Source organism: Vulcaniibacterium thermophilum, from assembly GCF_007923255.1.
In the GTDB taxonomy this organism is placed as follows: domain Bacteria; phylum Pseudomonadota; class Gammaproteobacteria; order Xanthomonadales; family Xanthomonadaceae; genus Lysobacter_F; species Lysobacter_F thermophilum.
Genome location: NZ_VOHJ01000015.1, coordinates 39,277 through 65,060, shown reverse-complemented (window position 1 = coordinate 65,060; position 25,784 = coordinate 39,277). Strand labels below are relative to the sequence as shown.

27 protein-coding genes, 1 tRNA gene and 1 pseudogene are annotated in these 25,784 nt (G+C 70.8%); 22 read left to right on the top strand and 7 right to left on the bottom strand.

What is annotated here, in order from left to right:
- Positions 1-68: 68 nt before the first annotated feature.
- A complete protein-coding gene (locus FQY64_RS07970) occupies positions 69-995 on the bottom strand; it encodes a phosphoribosylaminoimidazolesuccinocarboxamide synthase (RefSeq protein WP_146473653.1) in 927 nt (308 codons plus the stop codon).
- 94 nt (positions 996-1,089) lie between these two features.
- Here FQY64_RS07970 and FQY64_RS07965 point away from each other — a divergent pair, with 94 nt between their 5' ends.
- The 12 genes and pseudogenes from FQY64_RS07965 (at position 1,090) to FQY64_RS07910 (ending at position 12,847) form a co-directional block, all read left to right on the top strand.
- Complete coding sequence (locus tag FQY64_RS07965; protein ID WP_146473651.1) at positions 1,090-1,431, top strand: J domain-containing protein; 342 nt, start codon at positions 1,090-1,092, stop codon at positions 1,429-1,431.
- Positions 1,432-1,501: 70 nt separating this feature from the next.
- A complete protein-coding gene (locus FQY64_RS07960) occupies positions 1,502-2,377 on the top strand; it encodes an ankyrin repeat domain-containing protein (RefSeq protein ID WP_229814956.1) in 876 nt (291 codons plus the stop codon).
- Between the two features lie 21 nt (positions 2,378-2,398).
- The gene (locus FQY64_RS07955) at positions 2,399-4,744 is read left to right on the top strand and encodes a Tle-like phospholipase domain-containing protein (RefSeq protein ID WP_146473649.1); all 2,346 of its coding nucleotides are present in this window, start codon (positions 2,399-2,401) and stop codon (positions 4,742-4,744) included.
- Between the two features lie 141 nt (positions 4,745-4,885).
- A complete protein-coding gene (gene rpe, locus FQY64_RS07950; RefSeq protein WP_146473647.1) occupies positions 4,886-5,557 on the top strand; it encodes a ribulose-phosphate 3-epimerase in 672 nt (223 codons plus the stop codon).
- A gap of 157 nt (positions 5,558-5,714) precedes the next feature.
- A pseudogene (yegS, locus tag FQY64_RS07945) lies at positions 5,715-6,677 on the top strand (lipid kinase YegS); the annotation flags it as partial.
- A gap of 334 nt (positions 6,678-7,011) precedes the next feature.
- Positions 7,012-8,490 carry an anthranilate synthase component I gene (gene trpE, locus FQY64_RS07940; protein ID WP_146473643.1) on the top strand — a complete coding sequence of 493 codons (1,479 nt, stop codon included), beginning with the start codon at positions 7,012-7,014 and terminating at the stop codon, positions 8,488-8,490.
- Position 8,491: 1 nt separating this feature from the next.
- Positions 8,492-9,187 carry a class I SAM-dependent methyltransferase gene (locus FQY64_RS07935; RefSeq protein WP_146473641.1) on the top strand — a complete coding sequence of 232 codons (696 nt, stop codon included), beginning with the start codon at positions 8,492-8,494 and terminating at the stop codon, positions 9,185-9,187.
- 21 nt (positions 9,188-9,208) lie between these two features.
- Positions 9,209-9,820 carry an anthranilate synthase component II gene (locus FQY64_RS07930; protein ID WP_146473639.1) on the top strand — a complete coding sequence of 204 codons (612 nt, stop codon included), beginning with the start codon at positions 9,209-9,211 and terminating at the stop codon, positions 9,818-9,820.
- Between the two features lie 102 nt (positions 9,821-9,922).
- Entirely contained in the window at positions 9,923-10,954 is a 1,032-nt protein-coding gene (gene trpD / locus FQY64_RS07925) for an anthranilate phosphoribosyltransferase (protein WP_146473637.1), read from the top strand.
- 26 nt (positions 10,955-10,980) lie between these two features.
- Positions 10,981-11,328, top strand: a complete 348-nt coding sequence (locus tag FQY64_RS07920; RefSeq protein WP_146473635.1) for an antibiotic biosynthesis monooxygenase family protein — start codon at positions 10,981-10,983, stop codon at positions 11,326-11,328.
- Entirely contained in the window at positions 11,325-12,116 is a 792-nt protein-coding gene (trpC, locus tag FQY64_RS07915; RefSeq protein ID WP_146473633.1) for an indole-3-glycerol phosphate synthase TrpC, read from the top strand. Before FQY64_RS07920 ends, trpC begins: the two co-directional genes overlap by 4 nt.
- The gene (locus FQY64_RS07910; RefSeq protein WP_146473631.1) at positions 12,113-12,847 is read left to right on the top strand and encodes an HAD-IB family phosphatase; all 735 of its coding nucleotides are present in this window, start codon (positions 12,113-12,115) and stop codon (positions 12,845-12,847) included. The genes trpC and FQY64_RS07910 overlap by 4 nt, the downstream gene beginning before the upstream one ends.
- A 3-nt stretch (positions 12,848-12,850) precedes the next feature.
- Here FQY64_RS07910 and FQY64_RS07905 read toward each other — a convergent pair whose 3' ends face one another.
- The 3 genes from FQY64_RS07905 to crp form a co-directional block, all read right to left on the bottom strand.
- A complete protein-coding gene (locus FQY64_RS07905; RefSeq protein ID WP_146473629.1) occupies positions 12,851-13,603 on the bottom strand; it encodes a sulfite exporter TauE/SafE family protein in 753 nt (250 codons plus the stop codon).
- A 78-nt stretch (positions 13,604-13,681) separates the two neighbouring features.
- Positions 13,682-14,146 carry a GNAT family N-acetyltransferase gene (locus FQY64_RS07900; RefSeq protein ID WP_146473627.1) on the bottom strand — a complete coding sequence of 155 codons (465 nt, stop codon included), beginning with the start codon at positions 14,144-14,146 and terminating at the stop codon, positions 13,682-13,684.
- A gap of 3 nt (positions 14,147-14,149) precedes the next feature.
- A complete protein-coding gene (gene crp, locus FQY64_RS07895; RefSeq protein WP_146473625.1) occupies positions 14,150-14,839 on the bottom strand; it encodes a cAMP-activated global transcriptional regulator CRP in 690 nt (229 codons plus the stop codon).
- 198 nt (positions 14,840-15,037) lie between these two features.
- On the opposite strand from crp, the gene speD reads away from it, so the two are divergent.
- Positions 15,038-15,832: an adenosylmethionine decarboxylase gene (gene speD, locus FQY64_RS07890; RefSeq protein WP_146473624.1), complete on the top strand. Its 795-nt coding sequence runs from the start codon at positions 15,038-15,040 to the stop codon at positions 15,830-15,832.
- Positions 15,833-15,949: 117 nt separating this feature from the next.
- Here the strand turns inward: speD and coq7 are convergent, their stop codons facing one another.
- Both coq7 and FQY64_RS07880 read right to left on the bottom strand, forming a co-directional pair.
- Positions 15,950-16,591: a 2-polyprenyl-3-methyl-6-methoxy-1,4-benzoquinone monooxygenase gene (gene coq7 / locus FQY64_RS07885; RefSeq protein ID WP_146473622.1), complete on the bottom strand. Its 642-nt coding sequence runs from the start codon at positions 16,589-16,591 to the stop codon at positions 15,950-15,952.
- Positions 16,592-16,638: 47 nt separating this feature from the next.
- The gene (locus FQY64_RS07880; RefSeq protein ID WP_146473620.1) at positions 16,639-17,766 is read right to left on the bottom strand and encodes a (Fe-S)-binding protein; all 1,128 of its coding nucleotides are present in this window, start codon (positions 17,764-17,766) and stop codon (positions 16,639-16,641) included.
- Positions 17,767-17,931: 165 nt separating this feature from the next.
- Here FQY64_RS07880 and rplM point away from each other — a divergent pair, with 165 nt between their 5' ends.
- From rplM to maiA, 5 genes are all read left to right on the top strand, one after another.
- Entirely contained in the window at positions 17,932-18,360 is a 429-nt protein-coding gene (gene rplM, locus FQY64_RS07875) for a 50S ribosomal protein L13 (protein WP_146473618.1), read from the top strand.
- A gap of 8 nt (positions 18,361-18,368) precedes the next feature.
- The gene (gene rpsI / locus FQY64_RS07870) at positions 18,369-18,764 is read left to right on the top strand and encodes a 30S ribosomal protein S9 (RefSeq protein ID WP_146473616.1); all 396 of its coding nucleotides are present in this window, start codon (positions 18,369-18,371) and stop codon (positions 18,762-18,764) included.
- Between the two features lie 31 nt (positions 18,765-18,795).
- Positions 18,796-18,872 (top strand) — tRNA-Gln (locus FQY64_RS07865).
- Positions 18,873-19,243: 371 nt separating this feature from the next.
- A complete protein-coding gene (locus FQY64_RS07860; RefSeq protein WP_146473614.1) occupies positions 19,244-20,233 on the top strand; it encodes a fumarylacetoacetate hydrolase family protein in 990 nt (329 codons plus the stop codon).
- A gap of 79 nt (positions 20,234-20,312) precedes the next feature.
- Positions 20,313-20,972 carry a maleylacetoacetate isomerase gene (maiA, locus tag FQY64_RS07855; protein ID WP_146473612.1) on the top strand — a complete coding sequence of 220 codons (660 nt, stop codon included), beginning with the start codon at positions 20,313-20,315 and terminating at the stop codon, positions 20,970-20,972.
- 193 nt (positions 20,973-21,165) lie between these two features.
- Here the strand turns inward: maiA and FQY64_RS07850 are convergent, their stop codons facing one another.
- The gene (locus tag FQY64_RS07850; RefSeq protein ID WP_146473610.1) at positions 21,166-22,269 is read right to left on the bottom strand and encodes a PilT/PilU family type 4a pilus ATPase; all 1,104 of its coding nucleotides are present in this window, start codon (positions 22,267-22,269) and stop codon (positions 21,166-21,168) included.
- A gap of 122 nt (positions 22,270-22,391) precedes the next feature.
- Here FQY64_RS07850 and FQY64_RS07845 point away from each other — a divergent pair, with 122 nt between their 5' ends.
- The 4 genes from FQY64_RS07845 (at position 22,392) to FQY64_RS07830 (ending at position 25,771) form a co-directional block, all read left to right on the top strand.
- A complete protein-coding gene (locus FQY64_RS07845; protein WP_229814958.1) occupies positions 22,392-22,733 on the top strand; it encodes a DUF4398 domain-containing protein in 342 nt (113 codons plus the stop codon).
- On the top strand, positions 22,730-23,674 hold the full coding sequence (locus tag FQY64_RS07840) for an OmpA family protein (RefSeq protein ID WP_146473608.1): 945 nt from the start codon (positions 22,730-22,732) through the stop codon (positions 23,672-23,674). Before FQY64_RS07845 ends, FQY64_RS07840 begins: the two co-directional genes overlap by 4 nt.
- 333 nt (positions 23,675-24,007) lie before the next feature.
- Positions 24,008-24,226 (top strand): HP1242/YdcH family protein, encoded by a 219-nt coding sequence (locus tag FQY64_RS07835; RefSeq protein ID WP_146473606.1) that lies wholly within the window; start codon positions 24,008-24,010, stop codon positions 24,224-24,226.
- Between the two features lie 162 nt (positions 24,227-24,388).
- Positions 24,389-25,771 carry a pyridoxal-phosphate dependent enzyme gene (locus FQY64_RS07830; protein ID WP_146473604.1) on the top strand — a complete coding sequence of 461 codons (1,383 nt, stop codon included), beginning with the start codon at positions 24,389-24,391 and terminating at the stop codon, positions 25,769-25,771.
- Positions 25,772-25,784: the final 13 nt, after the last annotated feature.

Here is a 25,784-nt window from a genome sequence, read left to right as displayed (position 1 = left end):
CGAAAACCCGTGCGGACGGACCGCGCCGAGCGTGCACCCGCGGCGGCGGCCGTGCAACCGCCGGGCGCTCAGTCGATGCGGATACCCGCCAGCCGCTCCAGTGCCTCGGCGTACTTGGCGCGGGTGCGCTCGATCACCTCGACCGGCAGGCGCGGGCCGGGCGGGGTCTTGTCCCAGTCGAGCGTCTCCAGATAGTCGCGCACGAACTGCTTGTCGAAGCTCGGCGGGCTGGTGCCGACCGTGTACTCGTCGGCCGGCCAGTAGCGCGAGGAGTCCGGCGTCAGCATCTCGTCCATGACGTACAGGCGGCCGTCCGGATCGGTGCCGAACTCGAACTTGGTGTCGGCCAGCAGGATGCCGCGCTCGGCGGCGAAGTCGGCCGCGTAGCGGTACAGGCGCAGGGTGGCGTCGCGCACCGCCTCGGCCAGCTCCGCGCCGCACAGGCGCACCGCGGTGTCGAAGTCGATGTTCTCGTCGTGCTCGCCCACTGCCGCCTTGGTCGAAGGGGTGAAGATCGGCTCCGGCAGCTTCTCCGCTTGACGCAGCCCGTCGGGCAGGGCGATGCCGGACACGCGTCCGGTGCGCTGGTAGTCCTTCCAGCCGCTGCCGATCAGGTAGCCGCGCGCGATGCACTCCACCGGCACCGGCTTCAGCCGCCGGGTCACCACCGCGCGCTTGGCGTACGGCGTCGGGTCGACGCCCGCCGGCAGCACCTGCGCCACGTCGATGCCGGTGAGGTGGTTCGGCACGATGTGCGCGGTCTTCTCGAACCAGAAGTTGCTGATCTGGCACAGCATCTCGCCCTTGCCCGGGATCGGGTCCGGCAGCACCACGTCGAAGGCGCTGAGGCGGTCGGTGGCGACGATCAGCAGGTAGTCGCCGGCGGGCGCGCCCGGCGGCAGGCGCTCGGCCGGCACGTCGAACACGTCGCGCACCTTGCCGCGATGGCGCAGCGGCAGTCCCGGCAGGTCGGACTGGAGCAGGGTGGTGGACAAGCGGCCCTCACGATGGCAGGCAGCGGGGCCGCGCAGTGTACGCCGGCTTGCTCCGCCCTGCAGGTACACTGCGCGCGACGCGGAGGGCCTGCGGATGCAACGGCGCTGGTACGGAAAACTCCTCGGTTTCATCGCCGGCTGGCTGCTGCTGCGCGGCAACCCGCCGCTGGGCGCGGCGATCGGCCTGCTGATCGGCCACGCGTTCGACGCCGACTGGTTCAAGCTCGGCCCGCGCGAGAACCCCTACCGCGTGCTCGGCCTGACGTCCGACGCCACCGACGTCGAGATCGAGCAGGCCTACCGCCGCCTGATCTCGCAATACCACCCGGACCGCTTCGCCGGCGCGGCCGACGACCTGCGCCGCCAGGCCGAGGCCAAGGCGCGCGAGATCAACGCCGCCTACGACCGCATCAGGACCCTGCGCCGCAAGCGGTGAGGTTCGCGGCTTCCCCCGGCGTCGACCCCTGCGCTACAAAGGCGCCGGAAAAACACCGCGAGGGACCGTGATGCGCTCGATCGTGCTGCGTGTGGCCGGCCTGCTGTTGGCCGCCGTCCTGGTGACGGCCTGCGATGCGCTGCTGCCGCTGGGCTGGCAGTCGTCGTTTCCGGTGGATCAGGATTTCCCCGGCAACCGCAAGGCGCAGGAACTGGCGATCGCGGCCGAGCGGGGCGACGTGGCGGAAGTGCGCCGGCTGATGAAGGAGGAGGGCGTCGATCCGGACCGGATCTTCTCGGTGGACGGCATGCCCCTTCTGGCCTGGCCGATCCTCACCCGCAATCCGGCGGGGTTGAAGGCGATGCTGGAGAACGGGGCGGATCCGAACGCGAAAATGCCGCATCGCGCGCGCCACGTGAACGCGGATTTCCGCGACCGCTACCACAACAACGCGATGGTGTGGGCGGCCAAGGCGGACGACCCGATCTACTTGAAGTTGCTGCTGGATCACGGCGGCAATCCGAACACGCGCAACTCGAATGACGAGACGTTGCTGCTACAGGCGTTCCTCGCCGGTAACCAGTGGGAGAACGTGAAGCTGCTGGTGGAGCGGGGGGCGGATGTGAATGCGCGTAGCCAAGGTTCGACGATTCTTGGCGATTACGTGGGACGTGGTGCCTTCAGGGAGGCGTACTGGCTGTTGCAGCACGGTGCGGACCCGCGCCTCAATTTTCTGCGCGCACCGGATGCGTCGAAAGATCAGTCCCATATCGTCGATGAGATCTTCTGGCTTCCGGTTGCTCCGGAACAGGTAGAGTGGCAGCGTCGCTGCCAGCAGTGGCTCTTGGAACACGGGATCGAGCGCCCGCCGTTGCCCCATCGGATCCGGGAGATGCGCAAGCGCTTCGGACTTCCCTATGAGGAGCACCAGATCCCCCTGCTCTAGTGACTGACAAGGAGGTTGTGGATGCTGACGGAAAAGGAGCTTGTAGCGCGGCAGACGCTGCTGCGGCAGTTGCGTGCCAGCGGCGAGCCCGAGGCGCTGCGCCGGGCCGACGCGCTGCAGGCGCTGTATCACGACCAGCAGATGGCATTGCTGGCGACGGACGTGTACGCGGCCGCCATGGGCACGGCCGCGCCGCCGGAGGAACGGCAGCCGCCCGTCGGCTGGATACGTGCCAGCGAGAACCTGGATGTGCTCCGGCAGTACGCGCCGGGCCTGGCGGGAATCTCTGACAGCAAGCTGCGTGCTTATCTCAAGCCCGACGATTCCGGTTTCCGCGCCGAAATCTACCTGCCCGATCCTGCCATTCTGGGACCGGGGCACAAGCCTGTCATTGCCATCAAGGGCTCTACCGGCCTGATCCAGCTTGCCGACGGTTCGCTGCGGGAGACGGCGGCAGAGGACTTCCTGGCCAACAACTTCCCGCAGTCGATCGGGCTGAGGTCGGACTACTACGACCGCGCCATGCGCCTGGCCTTCGAGCTGGACCGCGTTGGCCTCGACGCCGAATACGCCGGCCACTCGCTCGGTGGCGGAATGGCCTCGGCGATGTCGGCGGTGACCGGGCGCCGTGCGACGACCTTCAACGCGGCGGGCCTGCACCCGGGGACGCCGCGCCGCTTCGCGCGGGAGAACGGCGTGCCCGTCTACACGGACCTGCAACGCCGCGTGAGCGCGTATCAGGTCGAGGGCGAGTTGCTCAACGACGGCCTGCAGAACCCGATGGGGCGTCTCGACGCGTACCGGCGCGCGCAGGTGGCCGGAGTGCTGCGGGAGACCGCGCATCTGCTGCGCGAGCTGCCGGAGGGCCGGGCGCTGCTGCAGCGCGCGCTGAGCGACCAGGTGCCACGGCAGGCGCGACCCTCGGTCCAGGCGTTCGTGGACCGGTTGGCCTTGGGCGATGTGGATGCGCTGCTGCGCGAGCTGCCGCTCGCGGCCGGGACCGCGAAGCCGCTCGACGCCTGGACGTTCCGCGAGGATCGACTGGTCGAGCGCGAGCATCGTCCCAGCCTGGCGGAGGTGGGCGTGCTTGCCCGGCCGGTGCTGGATATCGCGCAGGGGGCGGCGCTTGGCGCCCACCTGGGCAAGCGCGCCGCGCAGGTGCAGGCGGCGGCATGGCAGCGGACCGCCGACGGGGTCGACGCAGGCGGGGACGTGTTGGAAGTCGCCGGACGCGCGCGCGGCGAGGCGGCGGCGGCCCGTGTGCGCGCGGCGGGCGCGCTCGGGAAGGTCGCGGTGGCGCTTGGCGGGGAAACGCTGGCGCGTCAGCGCGAAGCCGCCGGGCGTATCGAGAGTTGGTTCGAGGAGTGGCAAGGCAGGGCGCAGGCGGCGGCCGCGAACGGCGGCGCCGACCTGCTGCGCCGGCTCGGGCGGTCGTCGCTGGTGCCCGAAGGCGTCCGCGACTGGGCGGAGCGCAAGGCCGTGAGCTGGGAGCGGGTCGGACGGGACGCGCTGAGGGAGCATGCGCGCGAAGCGGCCGAATCGCGCCGCGACGCCGCTGAGGACGCCCGCGCCGTGCGCGCGGCGGCGGCCGATGCCATCGTCACGCTGGAACGCGTCACCGTGACCGCGGCCGGGGAGGAGCGCGAACGCCCCGTACGGGCGGGCGAGCAGGCGGATGCGACCCTCGACCGGGCCGCGCGTGGCCTGCGGGCCGGCGCCTCGCGTCTGCCCACCGCGGGTGCGGCCGCGGGGGCCGCATTGGCGGGTGGCATCGGCGCCGCGTCCAAGGCCAACCCGATCGATGGGCTCTCGTTGTCCGGCCTGGCCCGGCATGCCGGGCCGTCCGGGGCCGAGGCGCTCGACCGGCACGGCATGGCAGCGACCGTGCTGCCCAGCCTGCAGCGTCAGGTGCAGGCCGCGGAGGACGCAGCGCGGTCCTGGCTCCGGGCGCGCGGGTTGCCGTCACCCGCGATCGACGAGGCGTCCGCGCGCGCGCCGTCCGCACCTGCGCCGCATGCAACGCCGGCTCCATCTCTGGATCATTCGACGCTGCCCGCCCGTGACCGGGCGCTGTTCGAGCGCATCCGTGCGCAGGTGCCGGCGACGCTGTCGGACGATACCGTCGCCGCCGCGGTGCTGGCGGCGCGCCGCAGCGGCATCGAGCATGCCGGCCAGTTCGAGCGGGCGACGGTCGTCGGCGATCGGCTCTGGGTGGTCGGCACCGTGCCCGGCTTTCGCGCGGCGGTCGATCTCGATACGCCGCCGCCGCCGGCGCACGAGAGCGCGAGGGCCTTGCAGGCGTTGGCGCAGGAGTCCTCGACCGTCCCGGCACAGGCGCAGCAGGCGGCGCGGATGGTCTTGCATTGAGGGCAATGCCGGCGCGACCCACCTTCGCGTGGCACGATCACGCCGGTGCGCGCGCCGCGAATACCTCCGCGGCGCGCCTACCGCGAGCCGAACAGCGCTGCATGCCAGCGGTACAATGCAGCACTTTCCCCAGGCACCGCCATGCAGCCGACCGTCATCGCCCCGTCGATCCTCTCCGCCGACTTCGCGAAGCTGGGCGCGGAGGTCGATGCAGTACTCGCCGCCGGCGCCGACTGGGTCCATTTCGACGTGATGGACAACCATTACGTGCCGAACCTGACGATCGGCCCGATGGTGTGCGAAGCGCTGCGCAGGCATGGCGTCGGCGCGCCGATCGACGTGCACCTGATGGTCGAGCCGGTGGACCGCATCGTGCCCGACTTCGCCAAGGCGGGCGCGAGCCTGATCAGCTTCCATCCCGAAGCCAGCCGCCACGTCCACCGCACCATCCAGTTGATCAAGTCGCACGGCTGCCAGGCCGGGCTCGTGCTCAACCCGGCCACGCCGGTCGAGGTGCTCGACTACGTGCTCGAGGAACTCGACCTGGTGCTGCTGATGTCGGTCAATCCGGGCTTCGGCGGACAGGCGTTCATCCCCTCGGCGCTGCCGAAGCTGCGGCGCGTGCGCGAGATGATCGACCGCAGCGGGCGCGCGATCCGGCTGGAGATCGACGGCGGCGTGAAGGCCGACAACATCGGCGAGATCGCGGCCGCGGGCGCGGACACCTTCGTCGCCGGCTCGGCCATTTTCGGCGCGCCCGACTACGCCGAGGTCATCGGCCGCATGCGCGCCGCGGTGGACGCGGTGCGCTGAGCCGCAAAGAAGAAGGCCGACGCCCGCCCTGAGCCATCGGCCTTTCGGAAAATTGGAGGCGCTCCTGCCTCCGCCCATCGTCCTTGCGAATGGCCTTCCATTTTCCGCAGCTCATGTGATGGCGGCATGACAATCGGCGGACGCGGCGACGACTGCCGTGCCGCCGGCCTTCACGGCGCCTCCGGCAACGTGGCGGGATGCGGCGTGCTGGCGATTGATCCTCAACGGCAAGGCGGCCACCGACGAGGCCGTGCGCGAGGCCGTACACGCGTTGCGCGAACGGGTGGCGCTGCAGGTGCGGGTGACGTGGGAGCGCGGCGATGCCGCGCGGTACGCGCGCGAGGCGGCGGAGCAGGGCGTCGACACGCTGGTCAGCGGCGGCGGCGACGGTACCCTCGGCGAGATCGTCGCGGTGCTGGCCGAACGCGACGGACCGCGCGTGCCTTCGCTCGGGCTGTTGCCGCTCGGCACCGGCAACGACTTCGCGACCGCCGCAGCGGTGCCGGAGGCGCCGCTGGAGGCGCTCGAACTGATCCACCGGCAACCCGCGCGGGCGGTGGACGTGCTGCGCGTGCAGGCGCACGACGGCGACGCCGCGCCGCGCCTGCACTGGTGCGTCAACCTCGCCAGCGGCGGCTTCGGCACGCAGGTCACGGTGGAAACCGACGAGGGGCTCAAGAAGCTGCTCGGCGGCCTGGCCTACCTCGTCACCGGCATCGCGCGCCTCGGTCGCATCGAGCCGGTGCGCGCGCGTCTGGTCGGCCCCGACTTCGCCTGGGAGGGCGGCTTCCTCGCGCTGGGCATCGGCAACGGACGCCAGGCCGGTGGCGGGCAGGTGCTGTGCCCGAAGGCGACCATCGACGACGGTCGGCTGGACGTCACCGTCGTGCCCGAGCTGGAGGGCGAGCTCGGCGGCACGGTCGGCACCCTGCTGACCGAAGGCCGGCACGCGGCGCTCGAACGCGTGGCCGCCACCGCGCAGTTGCCGTGGGTGCATCTGGACGCCGATGCGCCGCTCACGCTCAACCTCGACGGCGAGCCGGTGACCGCCTCGCGCTTCCGGATCGAATGCGTCGGCGGCCGGCTGCGCATGCACCTGCCGCCCGACAGTCCGCTGCTCTCGCCGCCCGCAACGCCGCTGCCGGCCCCCCACCCGGACGAAGGCGAACCGCCACCGGCCGTGGTGCCGGTGTGATCCGCCCAGGACCGAGCAGCCCCTCTCCGCTCGCGAAAGGGATTGGAGTGAGGGCGCTCGCCGGTTCACGGCTCGGGACGAGCGGCCCCTGACCCGCCAGGCCACACGTCGCGCCGCTCGCCGCCGCGCCGCGAAGCGGCTACAGTAGCCCCGATGAACGTGCAGGCGAGCCCGCGTTTCCTGATGGCCGACTCGGCGTGGCGATGGTGGCCCCAGGCCTCCGCCGCCGCCGCTTCGTCGCCCTCCAAGGAAATGCCGCGTGACCCCGTCTTCCCGTACGCCCGCCGCCTCGCCCGCTGACCGCGCCGTCCGCGTTCCCGTCGTCCGCGAAGTCCTCTCCGATCTCGACACCCCGCTGTCGGTCTACCTGAAGCTGGCCGACGGGCCGTACACCTACCTGTTCGAATCGGTCGAAGGCGGCGAGCGCTTCGGGCGCTACTCGATCATCGGGCTGCCGGCCCGCCGCGTGTACGCGTTCCGCGGCCATCGGCTGGAGGTGATCGAGGACGGCGAGGTCGTCGAGACGCGCGAGGTCGCCGATCCGTTCGCCGAGGTCGAGCGCCTGCGCGCCGCGTTCGAAGTCGAGCGCGTCGAGGGCCTGCCCGGCTTCACCGGCGGCCTGGTCGGCTGGTTCGGTTTCGAGTGCGTGGAATACATCGAGCCGCGCCTGCGCGGCGGCGGCAAGCCCGACGAACTCGGCACGCCCGACATCCTGCTGATGCAGAGCGAGGACGTCGCGGTGTTCGACAACCTCAAGGGCCGGCTGTACCTGATCGTGCATGCCGACCCGCGCGAGCCGCGCGCGATCGCGCGCGCGCACCGGCGGCTGGACGCGCTCGCGCACCGGCTGCGGCAGGGCGGGGCGGGCTATCCGGAGACGCTGGCCGGCCGCGCGCTCGACGAGGGCGACTTCGTCTCCGGCTTCACCCGCGAGGGCTTCATCGCCGCGGTCGAGAAATCGAAGGAATACATCCGCGCCGGCGACATCTTCCAGGTGGTGCTGAGCCAACGTCTGTCGGTGCCGTTCAACGCGCGCCCGGTCGACGTCTACCGCGCGCTGCGCGCGCTCAATCCGTCGCCGTACATGTATTTCCTCGATGTCGGCGGCACCCAGGTGGTCGGTTCCTCACCGGAGATCCTGGTGCGGCTCAAGGACGGCGAGGTGACCGTGCGTCCGATCGCCGGCACGCGCCCGCGCGGCGCCACGCCGGAGCAGGACGATGCGCTCGAGGCCGAGCTGCTGGCCGATCCCAAGGAGCGCGCCGAGCACCTGATGCTGATCGACCTCGGCCGCAACGACGTCGGCCGCGTCAGTCTGCCCGGCAGCGTGGAGGTGGGCGAGCGTTTCGTGATCGAGCGCTACAGCCACGTGATGCACATCGTCAGCGAAGTCACCGGCCGCCTGCAGCCGGGGCTGAGCTACGCCGACGTGCTGCGCGCCACCTTCCCGGCCGGCACCGTCAGCGGCGCGCCGAAGATCCGCGCCCTGGAGGTGATTCGCGAACTGGAGCCGGTCAAGCGCAACGTCTATTCCGGCGCGGTCGGCTACATCGGCTGGCACGGCGATGCCGACACCGCGATCGCGATCCGCACCGCGGTGATCCAGGACGGCCGCCTGCACGTGCAGGCCGGCGCCGGCATCGTGCACGACTCCGATCCCGTGCGCGAATGGGACGAGACCATGAACAAGGGCCGCGCGTTGTTCCGTGCGGTGGCGCAGGCGGCAAAGGGACTGTGAGATGAGCGACAGCAACGGCGGTTTCCACACCGACTGGTTCGCCCACAACATCCCGAACTGGGAGGCGTGGCTGGCGCCCTACAGGGGCCGCCCCGGCCTGCGCGCGCTCGAGATCGGCAGCTTCGAAGGCCGCTCCACGCGCTGGCTGTGCGAGCACGTGCTGACCGCGCCGGATGCCCGCATCGACTGCATCGACCTGTTCGCGGTCGATCCGGTGTACGGCGATTACCGCGCGCGCTTCCGCGCCAACACCGCCGCGCACCGCGAGCGGATCACCGAGTACGCCGGGCCGAGCTACCGCATGCTCAAGCAGGTCGAAGGCCCCTACGACATCGTCTACGTCGACGGTTGGCACTCGGCGTTCGGCGCGCTGGCCGACGGCGTGATGTGCTGGCCGATGCTGAAGGTCGGCGGCGTGATGATCTTCGACGACTACCTGTGGGTGCCGCCGCGGCTCGGCCGCCCGCGGCGGCCGAACGCGCTGGTGCGGCTGTGGGCCAAGCTGCGCGGCACGCACTGGAAACGCGAGGCCGTCGCCCGGCAGATCGCGAGCGTGCGCACCGAGACGCCCAAGCTCGGCATCGACGGCCTGGTGGCGACGCTGGAGGGGCACTGCGAAGTGATCGGCCGCGGCTACCAGTTGGCCGTGCGCAAGACGCGCGAGTTCGAACAGGGGCAGCTCGGTCATGACACCTGAGCCTGCGCGGAGTCACCTGCCGTGATCCTGATGATCGACAACTACGACAGCTTCACCTTCAACCTCGTGCAGTACCTGCAGGCGCTCGGCGCCGAGGTGCGGGTGGAGCGCAACGATGCGCTGACGGTGGAGCAGATCGAGAAGCTCGCGCCGGAGCGCATCGTGATCTCGCCCGGCCCGTGCACGCCGAACGAGGCGGGCGTGTCGGTGGCGGTGGTCGAACGGCTCGGCGCGCGCATTCCGATCCTCGGCGTCTGCCTCGGCCACCAGAGCATCGGCCAGGCTTACGGCGGCCGCGTGGTGCGCGCGGCGAGCATCATGCACGGCAAGACCTCGCGCATCCGCCACACCGGCCGCGGCGTGTTCGCCGGCCTGCCCGACGGCTACGAGGCCACGCGCTACCACTCGCTGGTGGTCGAACGCGAAAGCCTGCCCGAGTGCCTGGAGATCACCGCCTGGACCGAGCACGCCGACGGCAGCTTCGAGGCGATCATGGGCTTCCGCCACCGCGAGCACCCGGTCGAGGGCGTGCAGTTCCACCCCGAGTCGATCCTGACCGAGCATGGGCATGCGTTGTTGAGGAATTTCCTGGAGAGCGGGGGAACGGGGAACCGGGAACCGGAAACCGGATAGCTCGCGCCCCGCTTCCGACATTCCCCGCTCCCCGTTCCCGTTCCCCGTTCTCGTTCCCGTTCCCGTTCCCCGTTCCCCGTTCCCCGTTCCCCGACACAGCCCATGCCCCTCACCCCCCAGGAAGCGCTCCAGCGCACCATCGAGCACCGCGAGATCTTCCATGACGAGATGGTCGATCTGATGCGGCAGATCATGCGCGGCGAGGTGTCGCCGGTGATGACCGCGGCGATCCTGACCGGCCTGCGGGTGAAGAAGGAGACCGTGGGCGAGATCGCGGGCGCGGCGCAGGTGCTGCGCGAGTTCGCGCGGCCGGTCGAGGTCGCCGACCGCACGCACCTGGTCGACATCGTCGGCACCGGCGGCGACGGCGCGCACACGTTCAACATCTCGACCGCCTCGATGTTCGTGGTCGCCGCGGCCGGCGCCAAGGTCGCCAAGCACGGCAACCGCAGCGTCTCCTCGAAGTCGGGCAGCGCCGACGTGCTCGAGGCGCTCGGCGCGCGCATCGAGCTGGCGCCGGAACAGGTAGGCGCGTGCATCGCCCGCACCGGCATCGGTTTCATGTTCGCGCCGGTGCATCACCCGGCGATGAAGACGGTCGCGCCGGTGCGGCGCGAGATGGGCGTGCGCACGCTGTTCAACATCCTCGGTCCGCTGACCAACCCGGCCGGCGCCCCGGCGATCCTGATGGGCGTGTTCCACCCCGATCTGGTCGGCATCCAGGTGCGCGTGCTGCAGGAGCTCGGCGCCGAACGCGCGCTGGTGGTGTGGGGCCGCGACGGCATGGACGAGCTTTCGCTCGGCGCGGCCACGCTGGTCGGCGAGCTGCGCGACGGCCGCGTGCGCGAGTACGACGTGCACCCGGAGGACTTCGGCATCGCCATGGCGCACAGCCGCAACCTGCGCGTGGCCGACGCGCTGGAATCGAAGGCGATGGTGCTGGCCGCACTGGAGAACCGCGACGGCCTGGCGCGCGAGATCGTCGCGTTCAACGCCGGCGCGGCGCTGTACGTGGCCGGTGTCGCCGAGTCGATCCACGACGGTATCGCCCGCGCGCGCCAGACCATCGCCTCGGGCGCCGCGCGCGAAAGGCTGGATGCCTTCGTCGCGGCGACCCGCGAGCTCGCAGAATAGTGCCCCGCTTCCCGACCGCCGCCGCCATGCCCGCCCCGTTCGCACGCCTTCCCGCGCCGCCGTACTACGCCGTCATCTTCAGTTCGCAACGCACCGCCGACGACGAGGCCGGCTATGCCGAAGCGGCGGACCGGATGATGCGGCTCGCGTCGCAGCAACCCGGCTTCCTCGGCGCCGAAAGCGTGCGCGGCGCGGACGGCTTCGGCATCACCGTGTCGTACTGGGACAGCGAGGAGGCGATCGCCGCCTGGCGCGCGCACGCCGAGCACGCCGCTACCCGCGCCGAGGGGCGGCGCCGCTGGTACGCCCACTTCGAACTGCGCGTCGCCCGCGTTGAACGCGCCTACGGCCTGAAGGAATCCTCGTTCGCATGACCGACGTGCTGACCCGCATCCTCGCCCGCAAGCGCGAGGAGATCGACCAGCGCAGCCGCATCCGCCCGCTCGCGGAGCTGCGCGCGCGCGCCGCGCACCAGCCGCCGGCGCGCGGCTTCGTGCGCGCGATCGAGCGCCGCGTGCGCGCCGGCGAGGCGGCGGTGATCGCCGAAGTGAAGAAGGCCAGCCCGTCGAAGGGCGTGATCCGCGCCGACTTCGACCCCGCCGCGATCGCGCACAGCTACGAGGCCGGCGGCGCCGCCTGCCTGTCGGTGCTGACCGACGTCGACTTCTTCCAGGGCAGCAACGCCTACCTCGGCCAGGCGCGCGCCGCCTGCACGCTGCCGGTGCTGCGCAAGGACTTCATCGTCGATCCCTACCAGGTGTACGAGGCGCGCCTGATCGGCGCCGACGCCATCCTGCTGATCGTCGCCGCGCTCGAGGACGGGCCGATGATCGAACTGGCCGGGCTGGCGATGGAGCTCGGCATGGACGTGCTGGTGGAGGTGCACGACATCGACGAACTCGAGCGCGCGCTGCAGACCGACTGCGCGCTGATCGGCATCAACAACCGCGATCTGCGCACGTTCGAGGTCTCGCTCGACACCACGCTCGCGATGAAGGACGCGGTGCCGCCGGACCGCATCCTGGTCACCGAGAGCGGCATCGCCACCCGTGTCGACGTCGCCCGCCTTCGCGCGGCCGGCGTGCACGCGTTCCTGGTCGGCGAAAGCTTCATGCGCGCGCCCGACCCCGGCCGCGCGCTGCGCGAGCTGTTCGCCCCATGAGCCTCGCCGGGCCGCGCTATCCGCAGGCGAAGGCGGACGCGCCGCTGGTGGTGTTCGACTTCGATCACACCCTGTACGACGGCGACTCCGGCAGCCACCTGTTCGTCTGGATGATCCGCCGCGCGTGGTGGCGGCGCGTGCTCGCGCTGCTGATCGCGCCGGTGTTCGCGCCGATGATCGCGTTCCTGCCGACGCGACGCGCCGGCATCTCCGCGTTCGTCTGGGCGGGCACGATCGGCCTGAAGCGCCGGCGCGATCTCGACGAGCTGATCGATCGTTACGTCGCCGGCAACGCCGATGCGATCCGCCGCCGGCTGCTGCCGCACGCGCTCGACGTGCTGCACCGTCATCGCGAGGCGGGCGACCGTGTGGTGATCGCCACCGGCGCGCCGCCGGAGCTGGCGCGTGCGATCCTCGCCTTCGTCGCCCACGAGGACGTGCCGGTGGTGGGCACCGAAGTCGGCCCGCGCTTCGGCGCGGTGATCGCGCGCCGCCACTGCCACCACGCGATGAAGATGCGCATGCTGCGCGAGGCCGGGTTCGCCGGCGAGATCGCCATCGCCTATTCCGACAGCAGCGCCGACCTGCCGCTGCTGCAGGCCGCGCGCCGGCCGGTGGTGGTGAATCCGAAACCCGACCGCGTCGAGTTCTTCCGCCGCACGCTGCCGCCGGGCACGCCGATCCTCAATTGGGGCTGCCCGGACCGCGGCGGCGAGCCGTTGCCCGGCTGAGCCTCAGCCCAGCATGCGCACGAGCTGGTAGCCGCTGATCCCGAGGATCAGCACGCCCACCGCGCCGAGCGCGGGGCGCTCCGGGACGCGTTTGACCAGCCAGGCCGCCAGCGGCGCGGCGATCACGCCGCCGACCAGCAGGCCGGCGATGACCTCCCAGTGCGTGAGGCCGATGTGGACGATGAAGGAGATCGAGGTCGCCAGCGTCACGCAGAACTCCGCCGCGCTCACCGAGCCGATCGTGGTGCGGATGTGGCCGCCGCGCGCGAGCAGGGTCGAGGTCGCCATCGGCCCCCAGCCGCCGCCGCCGATCGCGTCCAGAAACCCCGCCACCAGCCCGAGCGCCGGCACGTGGCGGATCTCCTTGCGCGCCTTGCGCCTGCCGAGCGCGGCCCGGCCCAGGATCACCAGCGCCAGCAGCACGAGATAGCCGTACACGAACGGCTTCACCGCATCGCCCGGCACGCGCGTGAGCAGGTAGGCGCCGACCGCGCCGCCCAGCATGCCCGGCACCGCCAGGCGCACGAACAGACGACGGTCGACGTTGCGGTGCAGGGCGTGCGCGCCGCCAGAAACGCCGGTGGTGAACACCTCGGCCGCATGCACGCTGGCGGACACCGTCGCCGGCGGCAGCCCCATCGACAGCAGCACCGACGAGGAGATCAGCCCGTAGGCCATGCCGAGCGCGCCGTCGATGAGCTGCGCCAGCAGGCCGACCAGCACGAAGAAGAGGAACTCCTGACCCAGCCAATCCATCCGGTCATCCGGTCGGGCAAAGGCGCCCGTTGTACGGGATGCGTGCGGACGATGCCGTTACGGGCGCATCCGCCGCGTTCAGGCGCCTAAAGCCTTGACGAAACGCAGTGCGCCCTCGCCGAAGCCGAGCGCGCGGTAGAACGCGTGCGCCTCGGCCCGGTGCGCCGCGCTGGTGAGTTCGAGCCGGCTGGCCCCGGCCTGGCGCGCGCGCCGCTCGGCTTCGCGCACCAGGCGCCGCCCGACGCCGCAGCGCTGCGCCTCCGGCAGCACGGCCAGCGCGGTGATGCGGCAGGTGGGGGCGCCGAGCGGCACGTAGTAGAGCGTGTCCAGGCCGAGCAGCCCGCAGCCGGCGCCGCCCACGCAGGCCAGCAGCAGTTGCTGGCGCGGGTCCGAGCGCACCGCCTGGATGCGGACCGCGGCCTCGCGCGCATCGCACGGGTAGCCCAGCACGGTGAGCAGCCGCGCGACCACCGGCGCGTCGGCCGGTTCGGCCGGGCGCACGGTCACCGCCTCGGCGGGAAAGGAGGCCGCCGCCTGCGCCATGCCTCAGCGCGTGCCGAACAGCACGATGGTCTTGCCGCGCGCGTACAGCTTGCCGTCCGCCTGCAGCTTCTTCAGCACGCGGCCGGCCATCTCGCGCGAGCAGCCGACCAGGCGCGACAGCTCCTGCCGCGACACCCGGATCTGGGTGCCCTGCGGATGGCTCATCGCCTCCGGCTCCTTCGCCAGGTCGTGCAGGGTGCGCACGATGCGGTCGGTGACGTCCAGGAAGGCCAGTCGGCCGGCCTTGCGCGTGGTGTCCAGTAAACGTCTGGAGATCTGCGCGGCGATCGCGTACAGCAGCTTCGGCGCATCCGCCGACAGCCGGGTCAGCAGCAGGTCGTACAGCCGCTCGTGGCCGATCTCGGCGAGCTCGCAGGCCGACCGCGTGCGCAGGATCACCTCGCGCTGGTCGCTTTCGATGAACAGGCCCAGCTCGCCGACGAATTCGCCCGAGCCGAAATAGCCCAGCACCAGTTCGCGGCCGTCGTCCTCCTCGGCGATGATGCTGACCGAGCCGGACACCACGTAATACAGCGTGCCGGCGGGGTCGCCGGGGCGGAACACGTCGGTGCGCGAGGGGTAGCGCCGGCGGTGGCAGTGGGCCAGGAAACGCTCGATCGTGGACGCGTCCGGCATCAGCGGACTCTGGGAACGTCGCATCGTCGGGTTGGAGGCAACCAGGGAGGCGGTCATGGCGGAAGGGGGATCGGGGGATGTTCAGCCGCACTTTAGGCTTGAGCGTGGCGTGGCGCAAATTGGTTAAACGCGTCACGTTCGTGAACAGCGCGGCACCTCTCCGAACCCCGGGCAACCGGACGCCCCGCGCGCGTTCCCCCGGGGGGCCGATTGGCCCATAATCGCCGCCTTCGCTGGTCAGACCGGGGATCCGAAGTGGTCAAGCCGTTGCCGCGCCTGAGGCTGCAGGGGTTCAACAACCTCACCAAGGCGCTGTCGTTCAACATCTACGACGTCAGCTTCGCCGCGTCCGAAGACGAGCGTAAGCGCTACATCGAGTACATCGACGAGGCGTACAACGCCGACCGCCTGACGCAGATCCTCACCGACGTCGCCGAGATCATCGGCGCGAACATCCTCAACATCGCCCGCCAGGACTACGATCCGCAGGGCGCGTCGGTCACGATCCTGATCTCCGAGCAGCCGGTGATCGACAAGCGCGACGCCGGCCGCGAGCTGATCTCCGACGCGGTGGTCGCGCACCTGGACAAGTCGCACATCACCGTGCACACGTATCCGGAAACGCATCCGGACAACGGCATCGCCACCTTCCGCGCCGACATCGACGTCGCCACCTGCGGCGTGATCTCGCCACTGAAGGCGTTGAACTACCTGATCGAGAGCTTCGAGTCCGACATCGTGATCATGGACTACCGCGTCCGTGGCTTCACCCGCGACGTCAAGGGCAAGAAGCACTACATCGACCACAAGATCAACTCGATCCAGGACTACCTGGCGAAGAACATCAAGAACCGCTACGAGATGCTCGACGTCAACGTCTACCAGGAGAACATCTTCCACACGAAGATGCACCTGAAGGAGTTCGACCTCGACAACTACCTGTTCGAGGAGAAGGCGAAGAACCTCTCGTTCAAGGAGCGGATGAAGATCGAGGCGCGGCTGAAGCGCGAGATCGAGGAGCTCTACCACGGCCGCAATCTGATCGACTGAGCGTCGGCCGCGCATCGCCCAGCACCGGAAGCCCGCCGTCTGGCGGGCTTCCGCGTTCCGCGCGCCGGTTGCGCCGCGATCGCGCGAGCGAGTCGGAATCCGGACCCGCCCGCCACCTCACACCCGATACGCCACCGCCTTCATCACCTTCGAGGCAAGCGACATCAGGCGCGGGATCGGCATCGGCAGCGCGCGCGCGCCCGCGGCCTGGGCGTTGTCGGCGTGGCGGGCCTCGTCGATCTTCATCTGGCTCAGGATCGCGCGACTGCGCGCGTCGGCGGGCGGCAGGCGCTGCAGGTGTTCGTCCAGATGCGCTTCGACCTGCCGCTCCGTCTCCACCACGAAGCCCAGGTTCCAGCCGTCGCCGCGCAGACCGGCGAGCAGGCCGATCGCGTAGCTGCCGGCGTACCAGAGCGGGTTGAGCAGGCTCGGACGGCTGTCGAGTTCGTGCAGCCGGTCCGCGCACCAGGCCAGATGATCGGTTTCCTCCTGCGCGGCCGCGAGCAGGTGCGCGCGCGTACCCGCATCGCGCGCGACCGACGCCTGGCCGACGTACAGCGCCTGCGCGCAGACCTCGCCGACGTGGTTGATCCGCATCAACCCCGCGGCGTGGCGGCGTTCGTCCTCGTGCAGCACCACGTCGGGCGTGTCGGCCGCGGGGTTGGGCCGGTGCGCGGGCGGCCGCGCGAACACGGTCTCCAGCGCGCGCTGGGAGTCGGCCAGGATGCGATCGAGCGGGGAGAGAGTGCGTGCGGTCATGCCGCCAGTGTACGCCGCCCCTTGCGGCGCGGACGTCGGCATCCGGCTCAGGACGCCAGCCAGTCCGCGAGCGCCTCCAGCGGATGCCGCACCGGCACCGGGCACGCCGGCGCCAGATGCAGGCGGCAGCCGATGTTCGCGCTCAGCACGCAGCTCGCGCCGGACTGCCGGATCGCGGCGACCAGCGGCGCGCGGAAGGCGGCCGCGCGCCGCGGATCGAGCAACATGTGCGACCCGGCCGCGCCGCAGCATCCGTAGCCGGCATCGAGTTCCACCACCTCCAGCGCCGGCACCTGGGCCAGCAGCCGCCGCAACGCCGCATCGGAGCGCACCACGCTGCGCTGCGTGCACGGCAGGTGCAGCGCGATCCGCACCCGTGCCGGACGGAAGCGCAGACGCTCGGCGTGTTCGGCGAGCAGCTCGAGCGCATCGCGCGTCGCCGCCGGTCCGCGCGCCGCGGCGACGTGCGCATGGCAACCGCTGGCGATCGTGGCCACCACCGGGAAGGCGGCGAGCGCGGCGCGGTTCGCCGCCGCCAGTCGCGCCGCTCTCTCCGCGGCGCCCGCGTGCGCGTGCAGCGCACCGCAGCAGGTCTGCCCGCGCGGTTCGACCACTTCCAGCCCGGCGGCCGCGGACAGGCGCACGAAGGCGTCCCGCACCGGCGCCTCGAACACGCCGCCGACGCAGCCGCGGAAAACCGCGATGGCCGCAGCCGCCGTCGACGGAGAAGGCGCCGGCGCGGCGCCCGGCGGCCGCGGCAGCGGACGCAGCGGGCCCGGCAGCAGCGGGTGAAGCGACCGGTACAGCCGCAGCAGCGCGTCGAGCAGCCGCGGCCGCGCCGCCAGCGCCTCCAGCGCCCGTTGCCGCCATGCGGCGCCGCGCCGCTTGCGCTGGCGTCGCCGTCCCTCGACCAGCAGCTCGCCGTAGTGCACGCCGGCCGGGCATACCGCCTCGCACCGGCGGCAGCCCAGACAATGATCGAGATGGGCCTCGCCCGCGGGCGTCGGCGCCGCCGCCTCCAGCGCCCAGGCGCGCAGCAGCGCGATCCGGCCGCGCGGGCTTTCGGTCTCGAGCCGTTCGCGGGCGTAGGTCGGGCACGCCGGCAGGCACAGGCCGCACTGCACGCAGCGATCGGACAGGGCGGCCAGCGGATCGGGCACGGGCTGCGGCGGCATCGCCGCGATGCTAGCATCCGCACCCGGTCGCGACCGGCCCGCTTGCACGGGCGGGTCGCTGCCGCTATGATTCCGCTTCTTTCGCTCCACCCCTCTACAACGCGAGGCGAAGTTCCGCCGGCCCAGGCGCCCGGAACCAGCCCGGCAAGGTACCCGCACAGTCACATGAAGACTTATTCCGCCAAGAACGAGACGGTCCAGCGTGACTGGTACCTCGTCGACGCGACCGGCAAGACGCTGGGCCGCCTGTGCTCCGAACTCGCCCGCCGTCTGCGTGGCAAGCACAAGCCCGTCTACACGCCGCACGTCGATACCGGCGACTACATCGTCGTGATCAACGCCGAGAAGATTGTCGTCACCGGCAACAAGCTGAAGGACAAGCAGTATCACCGCTTCACCGGCTACATCGGCAACCTGAAGACCGAGACGCTGGAGCAGGCCCTGCAGCGCCATCCGGAGCGCGTGATCGAGATCGGCGTGAAGGGCATGCTGCCCAAGAATCCGCTCGGCCGCGCGATGTTCCGCAAGCTCAAGGTCTACAAGGGCTCCGAGCATCCGCACACCGCCCAGCAGCCGCAGCCGCTGGAGATCTAAGGTCAACCATGGCTACCACGCAGCAGAATTACGGCACCGGCCGCCGCAAGTCCTCCACCGCCCGCGTGTTCCTGCGCAAGGGCAGCGGCCGCATCCTGATCAACGACCGTCCGCTCGACGAGTTCTTCGGCCGCGAGACCGCGCGCATGATCGTGCGCCAGCCGCTGGAGCTGGTGCAGGCGACCGACAAGTTCGACGTGATCGCCACCGTCAGCGGCGGCGGCACCACCGGCCAGGCCGGCGCCATCCGTCTGGGCATCGCCCGCGCGCTGGTGGAGTACGACGAGTCGCTGAAGACCGACCTGCGCAAGGCCGGCTTCATGACCCGCGACGCCCGCGAGGTCGAGCGCAAGAAGGTCGGTCTGCACAAGGCCCGTCGCGCGACCCAGTTCTCGAAGCGCTAAGCTTTTCGCGCTACAATCCATCGCGTTCCACAGCCCCGTCGCCAAGTGGTTTAAGGCACCTGGCTCTGAACCAGGCATTCGGTGGTTCGAATCCATCCGGGGCTGCCATCTTCGACCGTCCGACGGTCATCCACGAATCCCGCCGCGTGCGGGATTCGTCGTTTCTGCGCCGCCGTTTCCGCGCAACCCTCGCGGCGACCTTCGTGCCCGATGGTGCGCGGTTCCGACGCCGCGGCCTCGGCGCCTCTTCCCCGCGCAAGCGGGGGATCCCGTGTCGGGCGGTGCGGCGGCGACGCAGCGCATGGTCGTTCCGCGGCTCCGCAGGGCGCCCGCCATGACGCCCGCCCACCGTGCGCGTCGAACGCGCGCGCCGGATGCTGTCCGGCCTCCCATGCCGGACGCGCGGCGGCTCTGGTTACAATTGAAACCAATTCGCGCCGGGCACCGTGCCGCCCGGCTCTGATCCGCGGAGAACACGCATGAAGCTCGGAAGTCTCAAGGAGGGCGGCCGCGACGGCACGCTCGTGGTGGTCTCGCGCGACCTCGCGCGCGCGGTGCGCGCCGACGGCATCGCCCCCACCCTGCAGCGCGCGCTCGAGGACTGGTCCAACACCGCGCCGCGATTGAACGCGCTGTACGACGCGCTCAACGCCGGCGCAGCGGAGGGCGCGTTCGACGTCGACTTCGCCGCGTTCGCCGCGCCGCTGCCGCGCGCCTACGAGTTCGTCGACGGCAGCGCGTACCTGCCGCATGTCGAGCGCGTGCGCCGCGCGCGCGGCGCCGAAGTGCCCGAGAGCTTCTACACCGATCCGCTGATGTACCAGGCCACCAGCGCCGGCTTCTACGGCCCGCGCGACCCGGTGCTGGTGACCAGCGAGGACTACGGCATCGATCTGGAAGCCGAAGTGGTGGTGATCACCGACGACGTGCCGATGGCGGTGACGCCCGCGCGCGCGGCCGAGCACATCCAGTTGGTCGGTCTGGTCAACGACGTCTCGCTGCGCAACCTGATTCCGGCCGAGCTCGCCAAGGGCTTCGGCTTCCTGCAGTCGAAGCCGCGCTCGGCGCTTTCGCCGGTGTTCGTCACGCCCGACGAGCTCGGCGAGGCCTGGCGCGACTGCAAGGTGCACCTGCCGCTGGTGACCCACATCAACGGCGAGTGGTTCGGCGCACCGGAAGCGGGCGTGGACATGCAGTTCGACTTCGCGCAGCTCGTCGCGCACGCCGCCCGGACCCGGCCGCTCAGCGCCGGCACGATCGTCGGCTCGGGCACCGTCGCCAACCAGGACACCTCGCTGGGTGCCTCCTGCTTCGCCGAACGGCGCACGGTGGAGACGCTCGAACACGGCAAGCCGCTGACGCCGTTCCTGAAGTTCGGCGACCGCGTGCGCATCGAGATGCTCGACCGCGAGGGCCGCAGCATCTTCGGCGCGATCGAGCAGCGCATCGAACGCTATCCGCTCGACTGACGCGCGCCTTGCGGCGGATGGACGGCGCTCGCCGCATCCGCCCGCGGGCTACAGTGCAAGCCGGCAACCGGACCTGGCGATGACCGACACCCTGCGGCTGTACTCGTACTGGCGCTCGAGCGCCGCCTACCGCGTGCGCATCGGCCTCAACCTGAAGGGACTGGCCTACGAGCTGGTGCCGGTGCACCTGCTGCGCGACGGCGGCGAGCAGCGCAAGCCGGAATACCTGCGCACCAATCCGCAGGGCCTGGTGCCGGTGCTGATGCACGGCCAGCGGCCGCTGCGGCAGTCGCTCTCGATCCTCGAATACCTCGACGAAGTCTGGCCGGAGCCCGCGCTGATGCCGGCCTCGGCGCGCGAGCGCCAGCGCGTGCGCGCGTTGGCGCAACTGGTGGCCTGCGACATCCACCCGCTCAACAACCTGCGCGTGCTGCAGTACTTCGATCGCACCTGGGGCGTACCGCAGCCGGAGCGCGACGAGTGGGTCAAGCACTGGATCCGCGAGGGTTTCGCCGCGTTCGAGGCGCTGGTGGCGGACAACCCGGCGACCGGCGCGTTCTGCCAGGGCGACAGCCCGACGCTCGCCGACTGCTGCCTGATTCCGCAGATGTACAACGCGCGCCGCTTCGGGCTCGATCTGTCGCCGTACCCCACGCTTCTGCGCATCGAACAGGCGTGCCTCGCGCTGCCGGCATTCGATCTGGCCCGCCCCGAGAACCAGCCGGACTGTCCGCCGTAGCGCGGGCGATGCGGGGCAGGCCGCGGCCTGGGCGGCTATGGGAAAGGGACGTGGCGCTGGTTGCGCCACCCACATCCGCCGCCCCGGCGCATGCCGGGGCCCATCGTCCGCTTGTCTGCGCGCTCGCGATGGCCCGGCTTGAGCCGGGACGACGGACAAGGCGGCATGGCGAGCCTCGCTCGCCATCCGCGACTCAGGTCGTGAACACGTCCGCGTACGGATCGTGTTCGCCGCTCGCGCCTTCCGACAGGCGGAACTTGAGCGACAGGCCCTCGCGCGAATCGGCCGCGCGCAGCGCTTCCTCCATCTCGATCTTGCCTTCCTTGTAGAGCCGGAACAGGCACTGGTCGAAGCTCTCCATGCCTTCCTGCAGCGAGGCTTCCATCGCCGGCTTGATCTCGTGGATTTCGCCGCGCCGCATCAGATCGCGGATCAGCGGGGTGTTGATCAGCACCTCGGTCGCCGGCAGGCGGCGGCCGTCCTTGCCGACCACCAGGCGCTGCGAGATCACCGCCTTCAGGTTCAGCGCGAGGTTCATCAGCACGTTCTTGTGCGCGGCCTCGGGGAAGAAGTTGAGGATGCGCTCGAGCGTCTGGTCGGCGTTGTTGGAGTGCAGGGTCGCCAGGCACAGGTGGCCGGTCTCGGCGAACGAAATGGCCGCCTCCATCGTGGTCGCATCCAGGATCTCGCCGATCAGGATGACGTCCGGCGCCTCGCGCATCGCGTTCTTCAGCGCGGAGTGGAACGAGTGCGTGTCCAGGCCCACTTCGCGCTGGTTGACGATCGACTTCTTGTGCTTGTGCAGGTACTCGATCGGATCCTCGATGGTGAGGATGTGGCCGGCCACGTGCGTGTTGCGGTGGTCGATCATCGACGCCAGCGTGGTGGACTTGCCCGAACCGGTCGAGCCGACGATCAGCACCAGCCCGCGCGGGGCCATGATGATGTCCTTCAGCACCTGCGGGAGCTGCAGTTCCTCGATCGACGGGATCACGCTGCGGATCGCGCGGATCACCATGCCGACCTCGCCGCGCTGCTTGAACACGTTGATGCGGAAGCGGCCGACGTCGGCCAGCGCGATCGCCATGTTCAGTTCGAGCTCGCGCTCGAAGTGCGGCACCTGCCCCTCGTCCATCAGCGAGTAGGCGATCTTCTTCACCATCCCCGGAGGCAGGCCAGTGTTGCCGAGCGGATACAGCCGCCCTTCGACCTTGATGTACACGGGCGCGCCGGTCGTCAGGAACATGTCCGACGCGTTCTTGTCCGTCATCAGCTTCAGGAAATAGCCGATGTCCATGAATTCCCCCGAGGCGACGGCCCGCGTGTCCGTTGCGCGCGGCCGTCCGGCTTGACCACAATGGCCGCAACACGACTGCTGCGGACTCCCCAATGCGTTCTAGCTTGGCACAAATCCGGAGCGTGCTATCAGCTCTGATCCTCGGCTTTGTGATGGTGGCCCAGGCGGCGACGCCGGCGCCGCTGCCGGAGGTGGCGGGCGCGCAGGAGGCGATCGCGCGCGCCGAGCAGGCGGATGCCGACCAGTACGCCTCGCTCGAGATCGCGGCCGCGCGCGGCGCGCTACAGCGCGCCCAGCAGGCCAGGCGCAAGGACGACGCCCGCGCCGAGGCCCGCGCCGCCGCGGCGGATGCGGACCTGGCCTACTTCAAGAGCCGCGAGGCGGTGCTGAATGCGCAGGTGACGCAGCGGCGCGCCGAGATCGCCGAGCTGCGCGAGCGTCTGCAGACGGGGGAGGGACGATGAGTCGCCGCCTGCTGGGCTGCCTGCCGCTGGTGTGGGTGCTGGCGGTCGCGCCGATCGCCGCCGCGGAGAACCCCGACCTCGCCCGTCTCGCCCAGCGGCTCGCCGCGGTGCCGGCCGATCCGCTGGCCCATCCGGTCGCGGCCTACGAACGTCTTCGCGCCCAGCAGGCGCTCGACGCGCTGGCCAAGGCCCGCGGACGGGCCCGGGCGGGGGCGCTGTACGTCGCCGAGCGGCGCGTGCAGAGCGCCGAGATCGCCGCCCGCATCGACCTCGCCCAGCGCGAGCTGGAGACGCTCGAGCGCGAACGTGCCGATCTGCTGGTCGAGGCCAGCCGGCGCGACGCCGAGCGCGCCCGTGCCGAAGCGGAGCGGTTGCGCATCCAGGCGCAGATCCAGGCTGAGGAGGCCGAGCGCCTGCGCCAGCAGGCGCTCGCCAGCCAGCAGGCGGCCGAGCAGGCCGACGCCATGCTGGAGGGCGTGGCCGATGCCCAGGCGGCGCGCATCGAGGCCGCCCGCGAGCGCGAGCTGAAGCTGGCCCGCCAGGAGGCCGAGCTGGTCGCGGGCCGCAAGCTCCCGGCCTCGCGTCGCGAGGGCAACCTCGAGGTCTTCACCCTCGCCGGCGACGCGTTTGCCTCCGGACAGGCGGCGCTGACCGACAAGGCGAAGGCCGACGTCGGTGCGATCGCGGCGTACCTCGCGGCGCTGCCGGGGGCCTCGGTGCAGGTCGAAGGCCACACCGACGCCCAGGGCGCTCCGGATGCCAACCGCGCGCTGTCGCAGCGCCGCGCCGACGCCGTGCGCGAGGCGCTGCTCGCCGGCGGCGTGGCGCGTGCGCGGGTGCGTGCCGCAGGTCACGGCGCGGAGCGGCCGGTGGCCGACAACGCCACCGCCGAAGGCCGCGCGCGCAACCGCCGGGTCGAGATCCGCATCACCCACAAGTAGGCTACAGGCGCCAACGGCGCCCTTCGTCCGCGAACGTGCGGGCAACGGTCTTCGCATCCGTGAAAGGCGGGTGTACGGCGCCCGCCCCTCGCCGCCAGGGCCCTTGCCGACGCCGGGAGGGAGGAGTAGGGTCGGTATCCCAAGCGGCCCGTTTCCGCTTGGCCCTACGCCAGGTCGCGATGATGCAGCTGATCTTGCCCCCGCAGCCCGACGCCGCCCGTGAGGTCGGCGAGGTGCCGCGGGTGCTGCAGCACCGCGCCGCCTCGACTCATCCACGCAAACGCCTCGGCCGTCCCGGCCGGGGCGTTCGCATTTGCGCTGAAGGAGGCATTCATGTTCGAAGAACGGCCGCAGCAGGAAATCGACGCCCTGATGCAGAGCAACCCGGAGTTCAAGAAGCTCTATCAGCGACACAAGGAGCTGGACAAGAAGGTGCTGGACGCCGAGCTCGGCGTGCTGCCGATCGACGACGTGACCCTGGTGCAGATGAAACGCGAGAAGCTGGCCACCAAGGACCGCCTGTTCCGCATCTACGAGGCTCAGCGCCACTGAGCTCGATCACGCGGGCGGGGGCGTCTTCCTCGTCGACCGCCCACGCCCGCGTCCGGTCCGCCGCGGCTGCCCTCCGGGGCAGCCGCGGCGGCGTACCGGCAACCCCGCGCCCGGCCCGTTAGAATCCCGGACTTTCCCGGCCGCCCGGCCGCGAGGGTCCGCATGGCCATCCACACCTCCGTCCTCGAACTGATCGGCGAGACGCCGATCGTCAAGGCGCAGCGCCTCGATACCGGCGTCTGCTCGCTCTACCTGAAGCTCGAGTCGCAGAACCCCGGCGGTTCGATCAAGGACCGCATCGGCCTGAAGATGATCGAAGCCGCCGAGGCGCGCGGCGACATCAAGCCGGGCGACACCCTGGTGGAAGGCACCGCCGGCAACACCGGCATCGGGCTGGCGCTGGTCGCGCAGCAGAAGGGCTACCGGCTCATCCTCGTCGTGCCCGACAAGATGAGCCGCGAGAAGATCTTCAACCTCAAGGCGATGGGCGCGCAGGTGGTGCTGACCCGCTCGGACGTCGCCAAGGGTCATCCCGACTACTACCAGGACCTCGCCGCCCGCATCGCGCGCGAGACGCCGAACGCGTACTTCATCAACCAGTTCGGCAATCCGGACAACCCGGCCGCGCACGAGTTCGGGACCGGCCCGGAGATCCTGCGCCAGATGAGCGAAGTCGGCGGGCTGGACGCGATCGTGTTCGGCTGCGGCAGCTCGGGCACCATGACCGGCCTGTCGCGCTGCTTCGCGCAACACTCGCCGCATACCGAGCTGGTGCTCGCCGATCCGGTCGGCTCGATCCTTGCCCAGTACATCAACGAGGGCACGCTCAGCGAGAAGTCGGGCACCTGGATGGTGGAGGGGATCGGCGAGGACTTCCTGCCGTCGATCTCCGACTTCTCGCGCGTCAGAAAGGCCTACGCGATCGGCGACAAGGAGAGCTTCCTCACCGCGCGCGAGCTGCTGGAGAAAGAGGGCATCCTTGGCGGCTCCTCGACCGGCACCCTGCTGGCCGCCGCACTGCGCTACTGCCGCGAACAGACCGCGCCGAAGAACGTGCTGGTGTTCGTCTGCGACACCGGCAACAAGTACCTGTCGAAGATGTACAACGACTACTGGATGCTCGACAACGGCTTCATCGAGCGTCCGAAGTACGGCGACCTGCGCGACCTGATCCTGCGCCCGTTCGCGCAGCGCGACACCGTCGTCGTGAGCCCCAACGACCTGCTGGTCACCGCCTACCAGCGCATGAAGCTGTACGACGTCTCGCAGTTGCCGGTGATGGACGGCGAGCACATCGTCGGCATCCTCGACGAGAGCGACGTGCTGCTGCACGTCTACGGCGACGAAGCCCGCTTCCGTGACCCCGTGTCGACCGCGATGGTCAGCAAGCTCGACAAGGTGGACGTCTGCGCGCCCATCGAAGCGCTGCTGCCGGTGTTCGACCGCGGCCATGTCGCCATCGTCATGGACGGCGAGCGCTTCCTCGGGCTGATCACGCGGATCGATCTGCTGAACTATCTCAGGCGGCGCATACCGCAGGCATGAACCGTGCGGGCCG

Coding starts and splice junctions, on each gene's coding strand:
- FQY64_RS07965 (WP_146473651.1), top strand. CDS start 1,090: ATGCAACGGCGCTGGTACGGAAAACTCCTCGGTTTCATCGCCGGCTGG.
- FQY64_RS07960 (WP_229814956.1), top strand. CDS start 1,502: ATGCGCTCGATCGTGCTGCGTGTGGCCGGCCTGCTGTTGGCCGCCGTC.
- FQY64_RS07955 (WP_146473649.1), top strand. CDS start 2,399: ATGCTGACGGAAAAGGAGCTTGTAGCGCGGCAGACGCTGCTGCGGCAG.
- rpe (WP_146473647.1), top strand. CDS start 4,886: ATGCAGCCGACCGTCATCGCCCCGTCGATCCTCTCCGCCGACTTCGCG.
- FQY64_RS07935 (WP_146473641.1), top strand. CDS start 8,492: ATGAGCGACAGCAACGGCGGTTTCCACACCGACTGGTTCGCCCACAAC.
- trpD (WP_146473637.1), top strand. CDS start 9,923: ATGCCCCTCACCCCCCAGGAAGCGCTCCAGCGCACCATCGAGCACCGC.
- FQY64_RS07920 (WP_146473635.1), top strand. CDS start 10,981: ATGCCCGCCCCGTTCGCACGCCTTCCCGCGCCGCCGTACTACGCCGTC.
- trpC (WP_146473633.1), top strand. CDS start 11,325: ATGACCGACGTGCTGACCCGCATCCTCGCCCGCAAGCGCGAGGAGATC.
- FQY64_RS07910 (WP_146473631.1), top strand. CDS start 12,113: ATGAGCCTCGCCGGGCCGCGCTATCCGCAGGCGAAGGCGGACGCGCCG.
- FQY64_RS07905 (WP_146473629.1), bottom strand. CDS start 13,603: ATGGATTGGCTGGGTCAGGAGTTCCTCTTCTTCGTGCTGGTCGGCCTG.
- FQY64_RS07900 (WP_146473627.1), bottom strand. CDS start 14,146: ATGGCGCAGGCGGCGGCCTCCTTTCCCGCCGAGGCGGTGACCGTGCGC.
- crp (WP_146473625.1), bottom strand. CDS start 14,839: ATGACCGCCTCCCTGGTTGCCTCCAACCCGACGATGCGACGTTCCCAG.
- coq7 (WP_146473622.1), bottom strand. CDS start 16,591: ATGACCGCACGCACTCTCTCCCCGCTCGATCGCATCCTGGCCGACTCC.
- FQY64_RS07880 (WP_146473620.1), bottom strand. CDS start 17,766: ATGCCGCCGCAGCCCGTGCCCGATCCGCTGGCCGCCCTGTCCGATCGC.
- rplM (WP_146473618.1), top strand. CDS start 17,932: ATGAAGACTTATTCCGCCAAGAACGAGACGGTCCAGCGTGACTGGTAC.
- rpsI (WP_146473616.1), top strand. CDS start 18,369: ATGGCTACCACGCAGCAGAATTACGGCACCGGCCGCCGCAAGTCCTCC.
- FQY64_RS07860 (WP_146473614.1), top strand. CDS start 19,244: ATGAAGCTCGGAAGTCTCAAGGAGGGCGGCCGCGACGGCACGCTCGTG.
- maiA (WP_146473612.1), top strand. CDS start 20,313: ATGACCGACACCCTGCGGCTGTACTCGTACTGGCGCTCGAGCGCCGCC.
- FQY64_RS07850 (WP_146473610.1), bottom strand. CDS start 22,269: ATGGACATCGGCTATTTCCTGAAGCTGATGACGGACAAGAACGCGTCG.
- FQY64_RS07840 (WP_146473608.1), top strand. CDS start 22,730: ATGAGTCGCCGCCTGCTGGGCTGCCTGCCGCTGGTGTGGGTGCTGGCG.
- FQY64_RS07835 (WP_146473606.1), top strand. CDS start 24,008: ATGTTCGAAGAACGGCCGCAGCAGGAAATCGACGCCCTGATGCAGAGC.
- FQY64_RS07830 (WP_146473604.1), top strand. CDS start 24,389: ATGGCCATCCACACCTCCGTCCTCGAACTGATCGGCGAGACGCCGATC.